At 47.6% G+C, this 21328-nt stretch carries 19 protein-coding genes; 10 read left to right on the plus strand and 9 right to left on the minus strand.

All coding sequences use genetic code 11. The features are described from left to right. Window positions 1-39 precede the first annotated feature (39 nt). The 4 genes from NX722_RS23045 to NX722_RS23060 all read right to left on the minus strand — a co-directional run bounded on the left by NX722_RS23045 (window position 40) and on the right by NX722_RS23060 (window position 4760). Window positions 40-249 (minus strand): DUF397 domain-containing protein, encoded by a 210-nt coding sequence (locus tag NX722_RS23045; RefSeq protein ID WP_262565205.1) that lies wholly within the window; start codon window positions 247-249, stop codon window positions 40-42. Between the two features lie 191 nt (window positions 250-440). Beyond that, a complete protein-coding gene (locus NX722_RS23050) occupies window positions 441-653 on the minus strand; it encodes a hypothetical protein (RefSeq protein WP_262565206.1) in 213 nt (70 codons plus the stop codon). 100 nt (window positions 654-753) lie between these two features. After that, window positions 754-2814, minus strand: coding sequence for an AsmA family protein (locus NX722_RS23055; RefSeq protein ID WP_262565207.1), 2061 nt, complete (start codon window positions 2812-2814; stop codon window positions 754-756). 113 nt (window positions 2815-2927) lie between these two features. Then, window positions 2928-4760 carry an SPOR domain-containing protein gene (locus NX722_RS23060; protein WP_262565208.1) on the minus strand — a complete coding sequence of 611 codons (1833 nt, stop codon included), beginning with the start codon at window positions 4758-4760 and terminating at the stop codon, window positions 2928-2930. A gap of 234 nt (window positions 4761-4994) precedes the next feature. Here NX722_RS23060 and NX722_RS23065 point away from each other — a divergent pair, with 234 nt between their 5' ends. The 5 genes from NX722_RS23065 (at window position 4995) to hisF (ending at window position 8420) form a co-directional block, all read left to right on the plus strand. After that, the gene (locus tag NX722_RS23065; RefSeq protein WP_262565209.1) at window positions 4995-5783 is read left to right on the plus strand and encodes a hypothetical protein; all 789 of its coding nucleotides are present in this window, start codon (window positions 4995-4997) and stop codon (window positions 5781-5783) included. Window positions 5784-5984: 201 nt separating this feature from the next. Further along, a complete protein-coding gene (gene hisB / locus NX722_RS23070; RefSeq protein ID WP_262565210.1) occupies window positions 5985-6578 on the plus strand; it encodes an imidazoleglycerol-phosphate dehydratase HisB in 594 nt (197 codons plus the stop codon). Window positions 6579-6581: 3 nt separating this feature from the next. Continuing rightward, a complete protein-coding gene (gene hisH, locus NX722_RS23075; RefSeq protein ID WP_262565211.1) occupies window positions 6582-7226 on the plus strand; it encodes an imidazole glycerol phosphate synthase subunit HisH in 645 nt (214 codons plus the stop codon). A 17-nt stretch (window positions 7227-7243) separates the two neighbouring features. After that, on the plus strand, window positions 7244-7630 hold the full coding sequence (locus tag NX722_RS23080; protein WP_262565212.1) for a DUF4870 domain-containing protein: 387 nt from the start codon (window positions 7244-7246) through the stop codon (window positions 7628-7630). Between the two features lie 16 nt (window positions 7631-7646). Continuing rightward, window positions 7647-8420, plus strand: coding sequence for an imidazole glycerol phosphate synthase subunit HisF (hisF, locus tag NX722_RS23085; protein WP_262565213.1), 774 nt, complete (start codon window positions 7647-7649; stop codon window positions 8418-8420). Window positions 8421-8477: 57 nt separating this feature from the next. Here hisF and nfsA read toward each other — a convergent pair whose 3' ends face one another. Beyond that, complete coding sequence (nfsA, locus tag NX722_RS23090) at window positions 8478-9215, minus strand: oxygen-insensitive NADPH nitroreductase (RefSeq protein ID WP_262565214.1); 738 nt, start codon at window positions 9213-9215, stop codon at window positions 8478-8480. Next, entirely contained in the window at window positions 9212-10507 is a 1296-nt protein-coding gene (locus NX722_RS23095; RefSeq protein ID WP_262565215.1) for an AhpA/YtjB family protein, read from the minus strand. Before NX722_RS23095 ends, nfsA begins: the two co-directional genes overlap by 4 nt. Before the next feature lie 188 nt (window positions 10508-10695). On the opposite strand from NX722_RS23095, the gene serB reads away from it, so the two are divergent. The 3 genes from serB to NX722_RS23110 all read left to right on the plus strand — a co-directional run bounded on the left by serB (window position 10696) and on the right by NX722_RS23110 (window position 15366). After that, complete coding sequence (gene serB / locus NX722_RS23100; RefSeq protein WP_262565216.1) at window positions 10696-11922, plus strand: phosphoserine phosphatase SerB; 1227 nt, start codon at window positions 10696-10698, stop codon at window positions 11920-11922. Between the two features lie 817 nt (window positions 11923-12739). After that, a complete protein-coding gene (locus NX722_RS23105; RefSeq protein ID WP_262565217.1) occupies window positions 12740-13495 on the plus strand; it encodes a hypothetical protein in 756 nt (251 codons plus the stop codon). A gap of 515 nt (window positions 13496-14010) precedes the next feature. Further along, window positions 14011-15366: a hypothetical protein gene (locus NX722_RS23110; RefSeq protein WP_262565218.1), complete on the plus strand. Its 1356-nt coding sequence runs from the start codon at window positions 14011-14013 to the stop codon at window positions 15364-15366. A 350-nt stretch (window positions 15367-15716) separates the two neighbouring features. Here NX722_RS23110 and NX722_RS23115 read toward each other — a convergent pair whose 3' ends face one another. Beyond that, window positions 15717-17384: a hypothetical protein gene (locus tag NX722_RS23115; RefSeq protein ID WP_262565219.1), complete on the minus strand. Its 1668-nt coding sequence runs from the start codon at window positions 17382-17384 to the stop codon at window positions 15717-15719. 175 nt (window positions 17385-17559) lie between these two features. Further along, on the minus strand, window positions 17560-18612 hold the full coding sequence (epmB, locus tag NX722_RS23120) for an EF-P beta-lysylation protein EpmB (RefSeq protein ID WP_265442380.1): 1053 nt from the start codon (window positions 18610-18612) through the stop codon (window positions 17560-17562). 12 nt (window positions 18613-18624) lie between these two features. Between epmB and efp the strand changes: the two genes are divergently transcribed. Next, window positions 18625-19194 (plus strand): elongation factor P, encoded by a 570-nt coding sequence (efp, locus tag NX722_RS23125; RefSeq protein ID WP_262565221.1) that lies wholly within the window; start codon window positions 18625-18627, stop codon window positions 19192-19194. A gap of 105 nt (window positions 19195-19299) precedes the next feature. Here the strand turns inward: efp and NX722_RS23130 are convergent, their stop codons facing one another. Next, on the minus strand, window positions 19300-19890 hold the full coding sequence (locus NX722_RS23130; RefSeq protein WP_262565222.1) for a hypothetical protein: 591 nt from the start codon (window positions 19888-19890) through the stop codon (window positions 19300-19302). Between the two features lie 83 nt (window positions 19891-19973). Here NX722_RS23130 and epmA point away from each other — a divergent pair, with 83 nt between their 5' ends. Then, entirely contained in the window at window positions 19974-20963 is a 990-nt protein-coding gene (epmA, locus tag NX722_RS23135) for an EF-P lysine aminoacylase EpmA (RefSeq protein ID WP_262565223.1), read from the plus strand. The last annotated feature ends 365 nt before the right edge of the window (window positions 20964-21328 follow it).

Here is a 21328-nt window from a genome sequence, read left to right on the forward strand (position 1 = left end):
TTTCATGGTAAAAGGAGAAGTCACCCTTGGCGGGAGTTTTCAATTGAGGTCAAACTCTCCATTTTTGACACCTTTGATAAAGGCGTTCCATTCATCCTTATTAAAAACGACTGTTGCTTTTTTCGAATCACCGCTATTTCTTACAGCGATCTCATGTTCAGGGCTAATTGCAACGGCAACACAACAAAAAGTTTGAATACAGGCTGATGATGTTTTGAAGTGCCTGTCATTTGCAAAATAAGTGTTCATGACAATACAGCTCCCAAATTAACACTTCTTCCAACCTATTGTGATAAGAAGTTATAAACAACCATAAGCTGACGAAGCTTATTTCTATCTGAATCGGAAGCGGTTCAGAAATTTAACATCCGGCACGTTATTATCGGGACAGACGACGAAAAGCATCTGTTTGACGGGCCAATCTGTTTAAAAGAGTCTGGTTAAGAGCTACAAAAACAATTATGAATACCGCTGCCGGATTCTGGTGTTGAAATTTCGCCAGACAGCTCTTCCAATGCTTCATTTGGAGCCTGAAAAGTATAGTTCCTGATGCCAAAAAGACAAGGCGGGTTTTTCTCTAATATGCAATAATCTGGCGGAATAGCCTGGTCATCATCTGGTGGAGCGTCCTCCGGCGCTGATCCATTTACCATGCCAAAGTTCTGGCTTAAGCATGTTGTTGAACTCTCTGGAATCGGTGCCAGGGCAGTCCGGGTGTTATGCTACCCGGACTCAAGGCCGAGTGAAAAATAATTACTTAAAGAAACCTTTCAGAACATCCTTGAGAGGGCCTTCAACCTTCTCCTCGATTTCTTCTTTAATGCGATGCTTCACTTCCTGTCTGGCCAGACCGGCAATGGTGTCAGCCAGACGTTCTGTATCGAGGCCACAATCCGGTTTGCCCAGCTCTCCACGGCAACGTACTGGCCAGGTGACCTCCACATAATCCTCGTTTACCTGACACGCAGGGTCGCTGTCCGGAGCCGTGTCGCCACTGATATTCAGGCCAACGTGGTAATCCATGGCCTGCTCTATCAGGTTGACGGTGCCATCGCCTTTCAGGTTCAGGTTCGCCAGGGCTGCGGTGAGGTTGTCGTTGCTGGCAACACCATTTCGAATATCAAAGCTGCCGCTGAGGTTTTTAAATTGTGTTGATTCTCCCCAGTCTTTTTTCTGCAGGTCTTTGTTGCGAATCCGGGCAATGCCTTCACACACCAGCTTGTCGAAATTGGTTCCGGTGAAGGCGCCATTGGCAATCCTGAACCCTACCTTGCCGTTGAGGTTTCGGGTCAGAGTACTTTGCAGCAGGCCGTGGGTAGTGACATTCACATCGGCATTCAGATTGCCTTCCACAGAAGCCAGCGCCGGAACCGGTTCGGCCACAGATTGCAGGTCAATGCCTTTAAGGCCTGCCACTGTTGATACTTTTGGATTGCCCTTCTGGCGTACATCCAGTCTGGTGTCCAGATCAATGACGCCTTTGTAGAAAGCTGAATTGATTTTAACCTGTTGACGACCGTTTTTAGCAGTGAGCTGAACACTGGGGTTTTCAAACTTCAGTTTTGCCACGGTCATGGAATTCAGCTTCAGGGAACCTTTGATATCCAAAGGACGCAGAGCATCTTCCGGAATCAGGGGGACTTCGCTGGTGGTTGCCGGAGCCGTTTGCTGACTGCTTTCTTCTTTACCGCTACCTTCTTTATTAGAGTGCGCCCCGTCATTTGCTGGTGGCAGGTAGTTATCGAGATTCAGGTCATTACCGGAAAACTGGAACCTCATGGCCTGGGTGTCCAGGTCAGTGACCTTGAGGTTGCCATCAATGACAAAGCTGTCAAGGCTGAGCTTCAGGGTATTAGCGTCAAAGCGTTTGCCATTGGTGGTGAACTGGCTGTTAAACGACAGTTTGCTTAAAGCGTCCGGGTCAGCCATCGGGGGCAGGCTGACTTTAATCTGGCTTAACAGTCTGGCAGGGTTGAATTCAGTAACATCCATTGTGCCGTCAATCTTCATCGGCTCCTGCTGATAGTTAACATTACCCACAAGGTTGATGTTTTCGCCCTGAGCCATATCTGGTCTGGCACTGAGTTTGTAGTTTTTCAGGGCGTACTGCCCATTTTGCAGGTCAAAACTGACGTTACCGCTCAGCCCTGTCTGGAATGCAAGGTCTGGTTCATTGCTCCTGATGCGTGCCTGCAGATCAAAATCGAAAGGTTCCTGATTGCGAATGGCACCGGTGGTCAGGCTGGCCTGATCAATGGTGTAGGATTTTCCTGTAGCAAGATCCTGATACTGAATGATCAGGTCATTAGCAACGACGTTGGCAATGTTGATCTGCAAAGGCTGTTTTTCACCGACTGGTTCTGAAGCTGCTGAGGTCTCTGTTGTGTTTTTGGCAGATTCAGAACCACCCGGTTCAGAAGGCTTATATCTGGTTTCCCAGTTACCGTTACCCTGCCTGTCTTTAATCAGGTTCAGTTTCAGCCCGATCAAAGTGGCGGTCTGCATTTCTACGGTCTGGCTCAACAGGGGCAGCAGTTTAACGCTGACTTCAGCTTTGCCCAGTTCGGCGAATGGCTTTTCTCCGGAACCTTTGACATTGATGTCTTGCAGAGAAAGCCCCAGCCAGGGAAAAACTGACCAGCCGATAGGCCCGTCAATACTGAGCGTCAGCCCCGTGTTATCGTAAACCAGCTGGCTGATTTCATCCCGGTAATTGTTAGGGTCGAGTACTCTGGGAAGGACAAGGGCGGCGATAATTAAAATTAAGGCCAGTCCAGCTACCACAAAGACAAAAAACTTGATAATGCGGTTCATGGTTCGCCTCGGTCGAATGTGTTTGGGGTTCTTGTAAAGTAGTTATTCGTTCAGTTTACTGATCTGAAGGCGCTGGGGATAGACCGATAGGCATTAGATGATTATTGAGGGCATCAGGTTTCCCGAATGCCCAGCTTTTTCAGAGAGGTCAGAGGGCGAGTCCATGGATGCAGGACTCGGACAGCATCCTGCATTACCGGTGATTTTATGATCGACAACGCTTCACTGCTACTGTTGAACTGTCCCTGTAACAGTACATACCAGTCTTTCTGGTTACGCCGGTAATGGACCGTGACCGCAGAAGCCAGTTCAGGAAAGCGCTGTTTCATTTTTTTAATGGACTCTGGCTTGTTGGCTGCAAACCACTGAATGGTATAACTGCCATCTGAATTCTGCAGAAGACTGGTTGGACGACTTTTGTGAGGCAGCACAGGGGGTGCTGATGGCTGTCTGGACAAGCGTGAACGTTGCTGGGAAGCCGTGATACGTTGATCCTGATGGGCAGGTTTACTCTGTGCCGCCAGTTGCCGCAGTTTATCTACCGGGCGAACCCTTGGATAAAGCCTGGTCGCTATGCGGGCATAGGCTGGTTGCTCCAGCGCTCGTTTTGCCATCGCCAGGTTGTCATAAGCAGGGCTGACCAGCACATACCAGTTGCGACCACGTTTGCGGTACGGAATGACCTGGGCGTCTTCCAGATAAGGAAAACGCTGTTTAGTCCGTTCGAGCGTTTCCTTTTTACTGCTGGCTAACCATTGAATGGTGTAACTGCCCGGAGGCGCTTCCAGAACTCCTTCAGGTTCTTTCTCTCGTTGATATCGTCTTGACGACTGACGCTCAGTATTTCCTTTATAACCTCTCAGGTGTTCTGGTTTTTGCTGATTATATTGAATCTGCTGTTGGAACGGATTGACGTTGTAGTCGTAGGGTTCAGGCTGTGAAGCCGTGTTGTAACCTGGAACTTTATAGGAATAATCTGACGTCTGTTCCATGCTTGGATAGGCTGGCGCAATACTGGCAAACATGGTTTCGGCTGGCTGGCGAGAGCCAACCGGTATGTTGTACTGGCTTGCCAGGACTGGTTGTTCCGGAATTGGGTCAGGGGTATCCGGGCGGATGAGATCGAGTTTCTGGATACTGGCGACTGAGCGTGTCCAGGGATACAGCTTGTTAATCATGCCGGATCGGGGAGCTGCCTGCAGCGCTTCGTTTGCAGTACTCCTGTCGTTGAACGGACCATCAAGAAGTACGTACCACTCTTTACCATTTCGACGATATTGAACAATAGCCGCTGTTTGCAGAACAGGGTAATAACTCTGTAACTCCCTGAGAGGTTTTGGGGTATGTGCAGCCAGCCATTGCAGCACGTAGCTGCCATGAGGGGCATTCAGCAGGCGGTTCAGGTTCTGGCTTTCTGTTTCCGCAACGGTTACAGGTTGTCTGGGGTAAAACGGTTCCAGCGGCAGTCTGGTAACAGGAGACTCCCGGTATTGTCTTGCCGGTGGTTGAGGATCGTCTGGTACAGACTGATAGAGGGCCTGGTAAGGATCACGAAAACTGTCGTCTGAAGAGGAAGGGTAAGCCAGATTGTATTGCTGCTGTGGTGGGTACTGGCTGCCTTCCGGAGCTGTCGGGTACTTTCCATTAGTCGGGTACTTTCCATTAGCAGATGGATAGTCATCTGATCGATAGTCTTCACGGGCTTGTGCAGGCTGATATTTTCTTTGTCTGGCAACCTCTTCGAGAGGCTGGCTGTAGTCACTGGTTGCATCTTTTCGACACAGCCAGTCGTTGTTGGCATTGGATTTACAGTCCCAGGATGAACTCAGGGCAAGGGGTTTTGGAGGCAACAGTAACGCCTCCGCCACAGGGGCAGACAGGGGTGCAAGCGCAGCCACGACTGAAAGACTGAGTGGTTTACAGGTAAACAGCACTCGACCAGGCATGAGCCAGATCCTTCTGATTCATTACCTTTAACAGAACAGATTTGAAAATGGAATGCAACAGTTGTGTGTGAATTATTTTTATCACACAAGATGTTGTGAGTCAGGCGAAAAGCCCCGGCCAGGTAAACAAGGCTATATTTTCTGGTTACTTATTAAGGCAGTCCAGAGTCAGCTTTTTTTTGGTAGCCATTTAAGCAGCTATTATGTTTAAGGTTTTTTGGTGAGGATTTTGTCATGTGGACTCTCAGGAAAGTTCCGGGCGCAACGGTTGTTTCTCTGCTTGCCAGCTTGCTGGCAACTGGAAGTCTTTTATTTACTCCTGAGACGAGTGCGATGGATACTGACTGTTTTCCGGTGCTGGATGAAAAACAACCTCAGTATGTGGTGGCCTATGGGCAATATATGCTTGAAAACCTTAGAGAACAAAAAATTAAGAATATACTTGAAAGCCTTAGAGAACAAAAAATTAAGAAAAAGTACAACAGTCAGCTTCCTGTGTGGATCAGCGGTTATCAGCGTGGCTGGATGACCCGCATAAAAGATGAAGGCAAGTACACGACGCTTGGTGTTGCCCCTGAAGCCGGAAAATTGTTGAACGGCATTCTGGTCGAGGTGAGTCCCGGTATCATCAATACCCATGACAGAACCGAACGAAGAATGTGCAGAACCCGTCTGGACCGTAAAAGCATCTCATCGATGACCGGGCAGGTGATTCCTTCAAAAGGCGACTTCTGGATCTATACAACTAAAAAGGCGTCCAGACTTCAGCCAGCGGGTAAGTTCCCGATTCTGATGTCAGAGGTGGATGAGTTTTTGACCGCTTGCATTGAACAGGCTGAACAGTTCAACCTGACTAACTTCCCTGAACAGTGTATTGATACCACTGATTTCTGGTCTAAACACTGGACAAATGACCGCGAACGTCCTTTAACTGGCAGGCTGGTACAGGTAAAGCGCAAAAAGGTGGACAGCCTGTTAAGCAAGCTCAAGGGCGGACTGTATGAAAACGTGCGGGCTGAATGATAACAGGCCTGGAGAAAGCTCTGAGGAAAAGATAGTTTTGGCTGCCTGTTTTCGGTGAAGGGCTTAATGCCTATAATGATCAGGCCTCTGCTATAGGCTTCAATATAAAATCAAGCAAAACAAAAAAGATTCAGCCCTGCATAAACAGACAGCTATAAAAACAGATAGATAAAGAAACAAGAACCGGAACCGGAGTTTTTAATGTCAAAGCGTAAAGCTAGTGTAGAGCGGAATACACTGGAAACCAAAATCAGGGTTGATATCAATCTCGATGGTACAGGCAAAGGTCAGTTTGATACTGGTGTACCGTTTCTGGAACACATGATGGATCAGATTGCCCGTCATGGCATGGTCGACCTCGATATAAAAGCCGATGGTGATAATCACATCGATGACCATCATACCGTTGAAGACATAGGCATTACCCTTGGGCAGGCATTTACCAAAGCGATTGGCGATAAAAAAGGGATTACCCGTTATGGGCACGCTTATGTACCGCTGGATGAAGCGCTTTCCAGGGTTGTGATCGATTTTTCAGGTCGTCCCGGCCTTGAGTACAATATTGATTTTACCCGCGCCCATATTGGTCAGTTTGATGTTGATCTGTTCTATGAGTTTTTTCAGGGCTTTGTGAACCACGCCAATGTTACCCTGCATATCGACAACCTCCGTGGGCGTAATTCTCACCATCAGATTGAGACCGTATTCAAAGCGTTTGGGCGGGCTTTGCGCATGGCTCTGACGCTTGATCCCCGTATGTCCGGGCAGATGCCTTCGACCAAAGGTTCGCTGTAAACCATGAAAACAGTGGCTGTTATCGATTATGGAATGGGAAATCTGCACTCAGCCAGCAAAGCTCTCGAGCATGTTGCAGGCAGAGATACCAGAGTCGTTGTTACCTGTGATCCTAAAATCGTCCTGCAGGCTGACCGTGTTGTCTTGCCGGGCGTTGGTGCTATTCGCGACTGTATGTCAGAAATACGGCATAAAGGTGTAGACGACGTTGTCAGGGAAGTGGTGGCTTCGGAACGACCGCTGCTGGGTATTTGCGTGGGTATGCAGGTGATGCTGGATCATAGTGAAGAAAACGGTGGCGTTGAATGTCTGGGGGTGATGTCAGGCAACGTGAAGTTTTTTGGGCGTGACTTAAAAAGCCCGGCGGGTGATAAACTGAAGGTTCCCCACATGGGATGGAGCAGGGTCGATCAACATCAGCCTCATGCCTTGTGGGAGGGCATAGAAAACAACGAACGGTTTTATTTTGTCCACAGCTACCATGCTCATGCCGTTGACGATGAGGTGGCGGTGGGTCGTTGTGACTACGGTGTAAACTTTGATGTTGCACTGGCAAGAGATGCCATTTTTGCCGTGCAGTTTCACCCGGAAAAAAGTGCTGCCAGTGGTTTGAAGCTGCTGGAAAACTTTTTACAGTGGACTCCCTGAACGGTTTTTTTTGAAAAATGGATGAATGGCCTCCCATGAGGGATCTGGACCCACCTCCGGGCCGGGATGAAAAGAACATAGCCATGCTGGCACACCTGTTGCCATTGCTGGGTTTTCTGATTCCGGGCATGAACATTGTTGTGCCGTTGCTGATTTGGCTGACCAAGCGTAATGAGTCAGCTTTTCTGGACCACCATGGCAGAGAGGCACTGAACTTTCAGATATCCCTGACCTTGCTGGCTGCGATATGGCTTGCCCTGAAGCTGATCATTGTCGGACTGCTTTTTCTGCCCCTTGTGCCGGTAGTAGTCATCCTGGCATTGATATTAATGATTCGTGCTGGCCTGAAGGCCAGTGGTGGGAAATATTACCAGTACCCGTTCTGTGTACGGTTTGTGAATTAATAACTGAAGGCTGTGTATGGGTTTAGCAAAAAGAATAATTCCCTGTCTTGATGTTGAAAACGGTCGGGTAGTAAAGGGTGTTCAGTTTGTGGATATCCGCGATGCCGGAGACCCGGTGGAAGTCGCTCGCCGTTATAACGATGAAGGGGCTGATGAAATCACGTTTCTGGACATTACTGCCACCCATGAAGGACGTGATACAACGGTTCATACCGTGGAACGAATGGCCAGCGAAGTGTTTATTCCCCTGACGGTCGGTGGTGGTATTCGCAAGGTGGAAGACATTCGTATCATGCTCAATGCCGGAGCTGACAAAGTCAGCATTAATACGGCAGCTGTCTTTAACCCGGCGTTTGTTCAGGAAGCCGCCGGGCGTTTTGGGTCGCAATGCATCGTGGTAGCGATAGATGCCAAGAAAGTGAGTCAGCCCGGCGAAGAAGATCGCTGGGAAATTTTTACCCATGGTGGTCGCAAGCCTACAGGATTCGATGCGGTTGAGTGGGCGATAAAAATGGAGCAGTTGGGAGCCGGTGAAATCATGCTCACCAGCATGGATCAGGACGGTGTGAGGAGTGGTTATGACCTTGGGGTCACCCGGGCTATTTCCGAAGCACTGTCGATTCCGGTTATTGCTTCAGGTGGAGCAGGGAACCTGGATCATCTGGTGGATGGCATTCAAAAAGGTAAGGCGGATGCGGTTCTGGCGGCGAGTATTTTTCACTTTGGGGAATACTCGATTCCTGAAGCCAAGCAATACATGGCAGAACGTGGTATTGAAATGAGGCTGTAATGGTTCATTAAGAAAATGCTCCCACGGTTTGCATGGGAGCATTTTTTTCAAACCGCTTTAACGCATTTTGAAGCCTTTGCTGGCTAGAAACGCTTTCATATGTGGGCGCGACTCTTTTCCGAGAAGAGCCGACATATCCTGACTCCATACCCGATCCAGCTTACCTTTGGTTCGCTGGTGGTAATAGTCACGCATGGTTTCATCGTATTCGGCCAGAAGCTGTTCATCCACAGGCTGATATTCTTCTTCCATTAACACCATATCAACAGGCAGGCGGGGCTTAAGCTCCGGGTTCTGATCCGGATAGCCCAGACACAGGCCAAATACCGGATAAACATTCTGTGGAAGATTAATCAGTTCACTGACTTTTGCCGGATTGTTGCGAATGCCACCAATGTAACAGATGCCCAGTCCTTCAGACTCTGCCGCCACCACGACATTCTGGGCAAACAGGGCCACATCAATCGTTGCGATCATGAAATGCTCGGTCATACCGTCAGCCAGTTGCTGACCTTCTTTTTCGCAGCAGACGGCTGAACGGTTAAGGTCGGCACAGAACACCAGAAACTCAGCGGCACTGGCAACATAAGGCTGCCCACTGGCCAGTTCCGCCATGGCTTCACGGGTTTGTGGATTGCGTATACGAATAACACTGACACCCTGGAGGTTGCTGGAGGTGGCGGCACTTTGTCCGGCGCGGATCAGCTGGAGTAACAAAGCGTTGTCAATTGGCTGGTCGGTAAACTTGCGAATTGAACGATGCGACTGCAATAACTCGATAACGGATCGGTTCATACTGATTCTCTTTCCAGTTCCCTGCTCAGGTTATAAGCCTGTTGATTGATCTTTTTTTTCTGTTCTTCGGCAATACCCGTTATTTGAACAATGTCTTCTGCATGCCCAGAGGCGCTGAACTCTGCCAGCTCCGTTGGCAGCCAGCTTAACTGCTCCTTCAACATATTCAAACCCTCTTCTCCCGGCAAGCTGGCAAGCATTAATGCGTTACCTGCGGCACTGTCTACCTCGCTGGGAGACTCGTCTCCGGGAAAATCCGGAATATCATCGCTGACACAAAGCCCGATACCCACCTGAATTTTGACAATGGCGTTCTCGCCAATGACCCGGCTGACCGATTCAATTAACAGGCAGCAGCTCAGGGCATCCTGTGTAAACTCGCTGCTGTCGAAACTGGAAAACCGGATATAGGCATTACCTTCGGGGGTGTAGCTTATTTCACCGTTATAAAGGCTGGCAGCCTGTTCGATAGCGAAGGTGTGAGTATGAAGAATATCCATCATGTCCTGATGGGAAATCAACTGGCGTAACCGTGGCAGGTTTTTGTTACGTATACAGACGACCACAGACGTTTCATCCTGCTCAGCTTCCGGCTCTTCATCTTCTGACTGACTGTTAGCCAGTTTTTCAGTGAGCTGCTGTTCCACAAAGTGTGCAAGCTGGTTCAGTTCATTACCGGATTTATCCCGGTTAACAAGCGGAGTTTGCAATAAGCTTCTTAACTGACGTAATACCAGTTCAAGCCTGCTGCTCAGCGTTGTGGCGTAGATTTGCAGAAAAATCAGTGCAGCAACCAGCAGGATAAGGCTGACGGCAGTAATCACCACTAACGCATCGCGGGCGTTTTTGGTCAACAGGGCTTCGTCCAGCTGCAGGCGTACATAACCGGCAATAACATCCTGATAGTGTATGGGCGATGCATAGGTTTGTCCGGAAACCGTCGTGGAATCTTCACTTTCTGAACTGGCAATTTTGCGATTATCAATGCTGTAAATCGCAGCCCTGGCAACGTAAGGCGTCTGTACCAGCTGATTAAGAAGAACACTCAGGCTCAAACGGTCTCCGGTGACCAGCATGTCGGTGGCGGCACTGGCTGTTTGCTGACTCAGTAAAACGCCAATGGTGTCAGACTGATGCTGGCTGGCAGAGTTCATTTCTGAACGGATAATCATGCCGCTGCTGCCGATCACGGCAATAAAAAACAGGCTGAAAATCAGCAGCAACTGGTTTCGTATCGACAGCGAATACAATCGATCGGTGATGTGTTTGATGAACTTAATCGGCGATTGCAAAGCCGAATCTCCTGATAATAAAGGCGAATTTACCTTCTATGATGACAGGCTGCCCGGAAGAATAAAGTGATGAGCTTCAATTTATGCTGCAAATAATTGCCATCAGCCGGTTTTGTATTGTCAGTTGCTTAACACTGCTGAGGAGTGGGTTACAATACTTGCAGATCAATAAAATTGTCGGATAAAAAGTGAGCGAAATACTGCTGATTAATGTCACCGGGCAGGATAAACCCGGGCTGACCTCTTCCATTACATCCATTATGGCTGACTATGGTCTGGAAATTCTGGATATTGGCCAGTCGGTTATTCATGACACATTGACCTGGGGGATTCTGGTTCGTCTGCCTGAAGGAAAGGAAGCTGCACCGGTTATCAAAGAACTGATGTTCCATTTCCATGAACACAATCTGCAATTTAACTATCAACCCGTTTCTGATGAAAACTATGAACACTGGGTCAGAGAGCAGGGGAAAAAGCGTTATATTCTGACGTTGTTGGCCCGGCATGTATCCGCTGAACAGATTGCCAGAGTGTCGGGCATCACGGCAGAACACGGATTGAATATTGACGATATTCGTCGTCTTTCAGGGCGTCGTTCCCTGAAGCAGGAAGAACAGGGTAGCCTGTCCTCCTGTCTGCAGTTCTCTGTTCGTGGCATATCTCCTGATTTGGCTAAACTCCGTTCTGACTTTTTGCATATTTCGTCTGAGCTGGATGTCGATGTTGCTTTTCAGGAAGACACGGTCTTTCGCCGGAACCGACGTCTGGTTGTGTTTGATATGGACTCAACCCTTATTGAGGCCGAAGTGATTGACCTGCTGGCCGACGCTGCCGGAGCCGGCGAAAAGGTGGCAGAAATAACAGAGCGTGCAATGCGGGGTGAACTTGATTTTAACGCCAGTTTCCGTGAACGCCTTGCCATGTTGAAAGGGCTTGATGAGTCGGTGTTGCAGGACATCGCTGAAAAACTGCCAATGACAGAAGGGGCTGAGCGGCTGATCAAGAGCCTGAAGGCTCTCGGTTATCGAACTGCCATACTGTCTGGAGGATTTACCTACTTTGCCCGGCACCTGCAGGAGCAGTTGGGCATCGACTATGTGTATGCCAATGAACTGGATATTAAAGAGGGCAAAGTCACGGGCAAAGTGAAGGGCGATATTGTGAACGGTGAACGCAAAGCCAGCCTTTTGCAGCATATTGCCGTTAAAGAAGGCGTCGAACTGGATCAGGTCATCGCTGTGGGCGATGGTGCCAATGACCTGCCCATGCTGAGTGTTGCAGGTCTTGGTATTGCCTTTCGTGCCAAGCCCCTGGTGCAGAAAAATGCCCGACAGTCTATTTCTACTCTGGGGCTGGACAGCATTCTTTACCTGTTGGGATTCAGCGAAAAGGACATGGAGTCTTTAAGCCGTTAGCGTCATTGGTTCAGGAATTAAACTCAAACATCATGGCGTTTATTGGGGGGGCAGATAGTTACCATGAAGATAGTTACCATGAAGATAGTTACTATGAAGATAGTTACCGGAACTAGCGGAAAGCCCCGTACTTTCACGGAAAGAAAAAATTACATTTCGGTAACCGTTTACTGAGGTATTTGATGGTTTATATCCGGGTGAAAACTTGGTCTCAAAACTTGATGGTAAGCCCGACATAGACTTTACTCACACTCGATTCAAAAGACTCATCCAGCCTGTTTTTACCGTCAAACTGCAATCCGCATTTCAAGATGCTGTTAAGCATTGCAAAACATTGTGAGTAAAGAACACTATGACGAACTCGATTAAGTTTGGTTGCCTCCTATTATTGTCCGTTTTATCGTGTCAGGTTAGTGCGGTTAACTGGAAAGATTTTCTACGGCTCATTACTGATGTAGCCAAGCCTCATATTTTTGCAGTGATCCGTATTCCACCCAAAAAAATTCGTGTACCTAACGACATTACCCATATTTTGGCCAGCTCTACTGATTTCAGCCGCCCGCCTTTTTCCAGTCGCTTTTCACTGTTAGCTTTCTCTCTCCCACCCAGGCATGGCAACCGCTTTCCCCCTATTACAGGACGACAACTGAGGCGGATCACAGGACATGAGCATGATGACATCCAAATTGATGTCAACGGGGGAGCCATCGGTAAAACCAGATATGAAAGGTATGTCCCGGAAGAGCATCTCCACACGCTAAACTATGAATCCATACCGGACATCGCACTGTTAAATTTTATTCAACCAGATGCCAGTATGCCTGAAAATCTCCGTTTCCATGACACCAGCCATCGTTTCAATTTTCAAGCTCATCCGGAGATGGGAATGACCATTGAAGAGTATCTAAGACTCCCTCAGGGGGAGGTTATAGCCTGGACTTTGGATTTTAGTCACAGAGCACCGCCTGTTCACAAGATTAGCAATCATTCAGTGGCACCAGAGTTTCGACGCCTGACGGGGTTCGATAACTATACCCTTCATCAATTCCTCGACTCTGAGCGAAATGAAGTGACAGACAGCACGCCTTATTCTTTCATTTTGCCCGCAGATGATGAAGTGGTAATGGTCCAGTCGGGGAAAGCGCCGGAAATGTCTGTCATGGTCTTTAATGGAAGGCATATAGCCATCTGGAATCAGGGTTTCGGCTACTCCATTGCATTGATGCCCCTAGACCTGGCCGTTGCATTCAATTTTTTTGCTCCGGATGTAGAAGATGAATACAGATCATTTATGAAGAAGCCCGGTGATAAATATGATGATGGTGCGTCAGGCGGTGGTTCTTCTATTACTGCGAACAGCCTGTTCGACTTTACTCAGGCACCCTTTCCTCTTACGACATGGGAAATGAAACACCCGGGAAAAGCCTCTGCGGAAACAGATAAAAAAACCGGGCTACCATTCAGCTTGTCAACATCAACTTTCAAGGACGCCTGTTTTTCTAATAATCAGCTGAACGTGTCCGTGTTGTCTTTCATTATGTGGTGGTTCCAACAAAGTAAACAGTTGCCGTGAAGCCGCAATTCGCATTGCAGAATGTCGTGAGGCATTGCGAAACATTGAAAGTAAGGAATACTATGACGAACTCCAGAAAGGGCATTGGCATTTAAACCACTTCAGTGCCTGCAATTAACTTTCGCAGGCACAACTCTTCCGGTAACTATACCAATCAACGTTCAACCACAGTGATGAACGGGGCAGTTTTGCTCAAAAGAATAAAGAGCGACGGTATTATTTTTGAGGAATCACTTTTTATGTCGTACGCAGTAGTCCATTTCTGTCGTTCAAGTCCTGTCACTTGCTCAAGGGAGGGGATAACAGAAAGACCTGAATTCCGGTAAAACAGTTCCATAGTCATCGACGGTAAAAAACGTTTTTGCTGATTTTGCGGAAGCAGGAAGCATATTCCACCGTTTCTATAAAGAAGGCGGCATAGCACAGGAGCCTTTGTATCAGCTGGTTCAACGCAAGTCTTTTAAAGATCGTCTACTCTCTTTCCAGTTGATCTGTCTCTTGCAGGTGAGAGTCAAATGATAAGAAAAAAACGGTCATTAACCACAAAAACAATCTATATCCGCTGCCTGATCCTTTACTTCAGTTTATTGTTGACAGGCACCACGTATGCTTTCTCGGAAGCAACTTTGTCTGCCACACAGTTTGTAAGGCTGCTCCCTTTAAAATATGACATCAGTACAGCTTTGAAAAAAGGGGATGATCAGTTAATACATTTCATGGCCTACAATGTCTTAAGTGCAGTTGATCTTATTAACAGACCTAACCCAAACACCCCCAATAAACCAGACTATCAGGCAGAAGGACAGGTCGCCCAGATAACTGAATCTTTCAGGGAGCTTTCTTTATCTCAAACAACTTTATCTCAAACAACCGGGGCAGAGCAAAGCGGGGATAAGCAAGCCGAAGAAAATATTAATCATTTACTATTCCTGCTGAATAAACTGAAAACAACGATGGCTGAGAACCCCGAGTGGCTATTAGTCCTTTTGTGGGATATTGACGGAACGGTTCTCTATAAAGACCTTACTGAGACAGAGTTACACACCAAGTTGGCCGATGCACTCCTGATATTACGGCAGAATAAGCAGCTTTTACTCATCTACAATACGGCTCGTAACTATTATGAGCTTTCATTTGATAACTGGTCACGACCCTATCCTGAACCTGATATAGTGATTGCTGGCGAAGGTTCTCGCTATTTCTTTAATCGTTTTATAAGCAACCCACTTTTTGGTAATAAAACACCTGTATCCATAAGGCCGCACTACGAAATCTATTTCAATGATGCCTACTGGGATTTGCTAAGACCTGCTGGTTGTACGAGCACTATCAGTGCTCGTTCATTGAAAAATGAATGTCCGTTTTATTTAGATAACAGTATATCCAGAACAGCTGAAACACTGAAACGTATCGTACAGACAGAAGCTGAGTACGGGTATTGGCAGCAATCCGTTGCTTTCAGTTCAACCATACTGTTTGCTTACCATAAATTGATGAATAAGGGTGCTTCCTTTTCCAGGCTAATGAACGACCTGTCAGAGGAGTTCCCTTCATTCAGAGATAAAATCAAAGTCGTTATTTCTGCGGGAGACTCCTTGCCCGATACGGCAATGATGCATCCTGATATGCACTACCCTTTTGATGTATCGTATCAGGAAACAAAAAACACCCCCAGGCTGCCCCGGAATACACTATTCGCAGGTGCTGTTTTATCCAAAGCTGGAGAGCTGCAGAGAGAAAGATTTAAGCCTTTGTTTGATGGTATTGAAACCGTCAATTCTAAAGTAAAAAGTATCCTTGGAATTATAGAGGGTACTGTCACCTTATTGTTAAAACAAACGTCTCTCAGTTTAGCATTGCCAGAGTTTTAGTTCTTTTGTGGAAAAAATTCTGATACATCCTTCACTGAAAGCGTTTGCCACTGCGGGCAGCCGGTGAAACGCCAGTTCTGAATAATATTATTCTGGTCTGTTGTAAAAGACTGTCGGCAGGTATTCAGGAGATAAGCTGACCCCCAGTTCGAGACCCAGCTATATATACTTCTGCCATCGGTCAGCTTCAGGCTGGCGCTGGGGGCGCCCCAGTTCGCGACAACTTCTTCGATATGATGCCCCCGCCATGAGTCCATTACTTTTTCAGTGGTACTACAACCTGCACTGAACAACGCCAATACAAAACAAGTCAGTTTGATGAAAGGGTACTGCCTGAACACTCTTGCACCTTATAAGGAACTATCCAGAAACCTAAACTGATACTGACTATAGCTCGGTGTTGATTCTATGCACTCCATCAACTGACCTTTTATGATTTTTCCACCTTCCAGAAGAATAAACTTCATTCCTGCTGTAAAGGGTATGCGTGGCGTGATCAGAGTTGCCTGACTGTCCAGGGCTGGCATGGCGGGCTGCAGGAAGGCTCTTTGATAATGGCTGGCATCCCGGTTTTTTTTGAGTGGTCTAATGGCACAGGGTTTGGTGTTAGCGCTTAGTAACTGGGCGCCAAGCATAATATTATTGTCGTCTATAGAGTGTACCCAGCGAGCGCTTGCCAGTATCCAGTTTGTCTGCGTACCTTCCTGTACGGCAATCAGCTCACCCGGTACCAGGGTTGTTTTCGAATTAGCCCTCACTTGTAGACAATAACCGCCAGCACTGGTGTTAAGCACTTTTCCAGAAAAGCAGGGGTAAAGGGGTGATCCGGTTGGAGTGGCTTCAAAATCCAGAGAGGCTTTATCTTCGGATGCCCCTGTTTCCTGATTAACGTCATGTACGTCTTCCCAGATATCGCTTTTATCTGGAATAAAGCCGCTTTTTCCTGCCTTATTTGAGTCTGAGTGTTTTTTGACCAGGTCGTCAAACGCCTGTTTGTCTGATAAATAATAATGAGAGGCGCTACTGCCGTAAGCAAATGAACAGCTTTCAGACCCTTCGTGGCGAATATGCTGCCTCTGTGTTGCTGCACCCCAGGCAGAAGCCAGATGCTGAACCAGGCTCTTTGACAAAGTAGCCGGTTTGTTTTCGTCAATTGAACTGGCCACTTTTTTCAGGTGGGCACTGAGAACCCGGGTATCCATACCTTTTAGTCCGGGGTGCTCATTACTGGTTTCGGTTAATGTGTGGTGCAGACCTTCATCGGATAGCGTATTCACCATAAACCAGCAATTCTGATCCGGCTGATCCAGAAGTTTGCCGTGGGGTGCCCATAAGCACAGGGCTTTATTGACCTGACGAATCTCTGATTGATGCAACTGATTAGAACGGCAATGGCTTAGCAGAAGCATTCGCTTATATTGATCAATAATCGTCAGTTCACGAGCCTTGGCCGTCAGCGGGTCATCAAGGCTGCATTGCAGCATGTCGTTTTCCCCGGCAATGTGAACCAGCTTGTGAGTATCCAGCCACACGGTTTCAGGCATTCCCCGGTAATGCTCTTGCATGAGCAAAAGAAGACTGTGACTTTCAGCAATTGCCCGGTGCAGTGGCGCTGCCATCAGGGCGTTGTCGTCACTGTTTTTGATATGAATGTCGACAACAGACTTGTAACAGCTGAATAGCAGTAAATGCAGTTGCTGGCATTTTCCCAACAGAGAGATCTGCTGTTCACTGTGGATAATGCCCTCAGTCAGTTCGTTACGATTTATCTGGTGGGTGATGAAATAAACAACGGGCCTGATCAGCTCAATCAGTCCGAACAGCTCTTTTGACGTAATATTGAGTTTTGCCAGTTCTTTGAGAGCAAAACCCAGTTTTTTGGCACAATCCGGCAGGTTCGTTCTCGGCAATGCCTGAAGCCATTGATTTAATGATTGTGCATCCGCACTACAAAAAGTCAGTGTCTTAAGATTGCGTTCCGGTACCTGCAGCTGAGTCCTTTCAATCTGCGTGTCCATGGAAAAGTCCTGATTTTGTCGACTAAAAAACGTTCAGGTATTTATTCATGATAAACAGCAGTGAGAGGGAAATACAATTTTCGTCATCTTTGGTGAAAAAAGTTGTATTTCCATTTAGTTCAGACACTAACTGAACGATTTACAGTCAGTTTTTTGTTAAACCGGTCGTCATTGATCAATTCAAAGGAATGATGGTCTTGTAAGCTTTTCCTGCAATCTCCTGAACCAGCTTGGGAACAAGATAGCCGGAACAGCGCTCCATCATACCTCTGACCAGATCTTGAGCTGATTCTCTGGAAATATCAAAATGCGCAGCCCCCTGAACTTTATCGAGCAGGTGCAGGTAGTAGGGCATAGCGCCAGCATTGAACAGTGCTTCGCTCAGTTCAACCAGTGCATCGACACTATCATTAACATCTCTCAGGAGAACAGCCTGGTTCAACACAGTAGCACCGGTTTGTTTCAGTCGGGCAACGGCTGTTCTGACATTGCCGTTGATTTCGTTAGCATGATTGCAGTGCAACACAATAACGGTCTTTAATCGGGTCGAACCAAGCCAGCCCAGCATGTCGTCGGTAACCCGGTCGGGCAGAACAATAGGCAGGCGGGTGTGGATTCGCAGCACTTTAACATGCGCAATGTCTGCCAATGCTTCAGTTAACTGCTGTAAACGGCGGTCACTGGCTGCGAGAGGATCACCGCCGGACAATATAACTTCCCGGATAGAATCGTCGTTCTTTATATAGTTCAGTGCATCTTCAAGATGACGGCCGCTCAGCTGGTTGTCCTGATACGGAAAGTGCCGGCGAAAGCAAAAACGGCAATTAACAGCACAGGCACCACTGGTGATCATCAATAAACGGCCGTGGTATTTATGGATAACCCCTTCGGTTGGATTTTTATCCTTTTCGCCCAGTGGGTCGAATCCAAAGCCTGCAACCTGCTGAAGTTCCTGCTCCAGAGGCAATACCTGCTTTAACAGTGGGTCATTCGGGTTGCCGTACTCCATACGTGCTATATATGAACGTGGAATCCGCATGGCAAACGTTTTACTGGCACTGATAGCCGCAGGTAAAAGGGACGGGTTCAGACCCAGAATTTCAAGCAGTTCTTCTGGCTGAGTAACACAGTTTGCCAGCTGCATTTGCCAGCTGTCAGACACAGTCTTTTGGTTGACGGTATGCACACCGGGTGCGGAACGGGTTATCATAGAGGTTTTTGTATTCACTGGTAGCGACTGATGGCTAGTTATAGTACCAACGAGTTTCGTTCAGGACTTAAAGTAATGCTCGAAGGTGACCCATGCGTCATGATCGAGAACGAGTTTGTTAAACCCGGTAAAGGCCAGGCCTTTAACCGCGTTAAGTTCCGTAACCTGATGACTAACCGGGTTTGGGAGCGCACCTTCAAGTCTGGCGAAAGCATCGAAGCGGCTGACGTAATGGACTATGACATGGAGTACCTGTACACCGACGGTGAATTCTGGCACTTCATGATGACTGATGGTTCTTACGAGCAGCACGCTGCCAGCAGCGCGGCGGTGGGTGACACCATCGACTGGCTGAAGGAACAGGAAGTATACAGTGTAACGCTTTATAACGGTGCCCCGCTGTCCGTATCAGCTCCTAACTTCGTAGAGTTGCAAGTGGTAGAGACTGATCCGGGTCTGAAGGGTGATACGGCTCAGGGTGGCTCCAAGCCAGCCAAGCTGTCGACTGGTGCCACTGTAAAGGTGCCACTGTTTATCGTTGAAGGTGAAGTGCTGAAGATTGATACCCGTACCGGTGAGTACGTAGGTCGTGTGAAATAACCATTGGTTATCGATCAAGGCAGAGGTGTCAGAAGCAAAGAGGGGAAGCAATGATTGCTTCCCCTCTTTGCATTGTCGAAATACTTCACTTCTATTCAAGTCTTTTCAACGAGGCTGTCTGTTCAGTTGAACCGCATTGGTTCCGCTAAGGCTGCCATTCAGACTCATGGAACCAGACAGTTGACCATTGGTGTGAGTCAGCTCCATGTTGCCAGTTAGCCCTTTAGGAGAGGCTATTGCTTTTCTGGATTCCGGACCAAAACAGATTTTAATCTGATTTCCCTGACAGATAGCTGATCCTGGCGGCCTGTTTCCATGGCCATGATGTGACTTTCCTGGTCGGCGGTGTTTGCCTTTATGGCCGCGATGATGCTGTCCATTCGCATGCCCTTGACCAGATTTCGCCCCTCTTTTTCCATGGCGGGGGCCATGTTTTGGGTGTTTTCTCGTTATAACAAAGTCATTGTTTCCCGCTTTATCTTTTATCAGCACCCTTGCCGACGCATTTTGCACAAAGACCAGTACTGTATGATTTGGAGCTGTTGTTAGTGTGCCACTCAATTCATAGACCCCATCAGGGATCGTGCATGCTGCAGCAGCGTGAGGGTTACCGGAGTTAGAGTAAGGACAGGCAATGGCCAGAGTGGGCATCAGGCTTATCGCCAGAGCAGCCGGGATTTTTTTGAACAACTTCATATTAACTTCCTTGTTACAATCAATTGCCTTTTCAGTATAGAAATGAACCCCATGAACGATTTCAAAACAGGAGCAATCAGTCGATGACCGGCGATAACTGGCAGCCGTCTGCTTCTTTAATGACACTGCGGAAAAGAGCCACACTACTCAAAGACATACGGCATTACTTTGACTGTCAGTCCGTTCTGGAAGTTGAGACGCCGATGCTTTCCTGCGCCGCAACGGTGGATGTGTTTATAGATAGCTTTCAGGTTCAGTACCAGCCTTTGGGAGAAGGTCAGCCAAGAGACTGTTACCTGCATACTTCGCCAGAGTTTGCGATGAAACGACTGCTGGCTGCAGGCAGTGGTGATATCTATTCGCTGGGCCGGGTCTTTCGCAATGGTGAAGCGGGAGGTCGGCACAACCCTGAATTTACCATGCTGGAGTATTATCGGGTAGGAATGGATCAGCAGGCTCTGATGGACGATATGACAGCACTGTTGAGCTCTGTCTCAGAATTTAAGGAGGTTGGCCGGGTCAGTTATGGCGAAATATTCCATCAGCACCTTGGCATCAATCCTCATACTGCGAGTTTAAGTGACCTCTTTAAACTGGTTCACCAACATATAGACCCTCATTTAGAAGAACTGGATCGAAATGACTGTCTTGACCTCCTGTTCTCTTCAGCCATCGAGCCCTTTCTTGGGCAGGATGCTTCCGGGCAACTCGCAGGCGTTTATGTTTATGACTACCCCGCCAGCATGTCAGCTCTGGCTCGAATCCATACTAATAAAGAAGGCTATAAAGTAGCTGCCCGATTTGAGTTATTTATTAATGGAGTCGAGCTGGCCAATGGATACCACGAGCTGACTGATGCCAGTGAGCAGAAGCAACGCTTTATAAAAGAACAGGAAAAGCGGCGAACTCAGGGTTATCCTGTTTATCCGTTTGACCAGCATCTGGTGGCTGCACTCGAGCATGGGCTTCCAGATTGTGCAGGTGTTGCCATTGGGATTGATCGACTCCTGATGCTGATGCTGGGTAAAAGAGCGATTGCAGACGTTATATCATTCGATTTTAACCGGGCCTGAAAATGCGTCCTTTCTACTTTATATAGAGAGGACATTTTTACGACAGTGAGAATTTTTAATTACTGCTTGCCATAGATCAATTTCTGCGTATACTACGCCTCCACTGATCGGGACATCACTTCCAAAGCACTTCTTCACGAAGCCCACCTGAAGTTTCAGTCACGAATCCAGACTCTGATTTCTTCTTCTCAATTAAGTGGTTGACATCAAAAACGGATTCGCTAGAATGCACCGCCGCTGACCACGACATTCAATGTTATCCAAACGAAACGTTGAACGGTTAGCGAGTTCGAAAGCATCTTTCTTCTCTACGACTCTTGTTGAAAAGAAATGATCGCTTGACAACGAAAGCCGCCACGGTAAGA

Source organism: Endozoicomonas gorgoniicola (genome assembly GCF_025562715.2).
Taxonomy (GTDB): domain Bacteria; phylum Pseudomonadota; class Gammaproteobacteria; order Pseudomonadales; family Endozoicomonadaceae; genus Endozoicomonas_A; species Endozoicomonas_A gorgoniicola.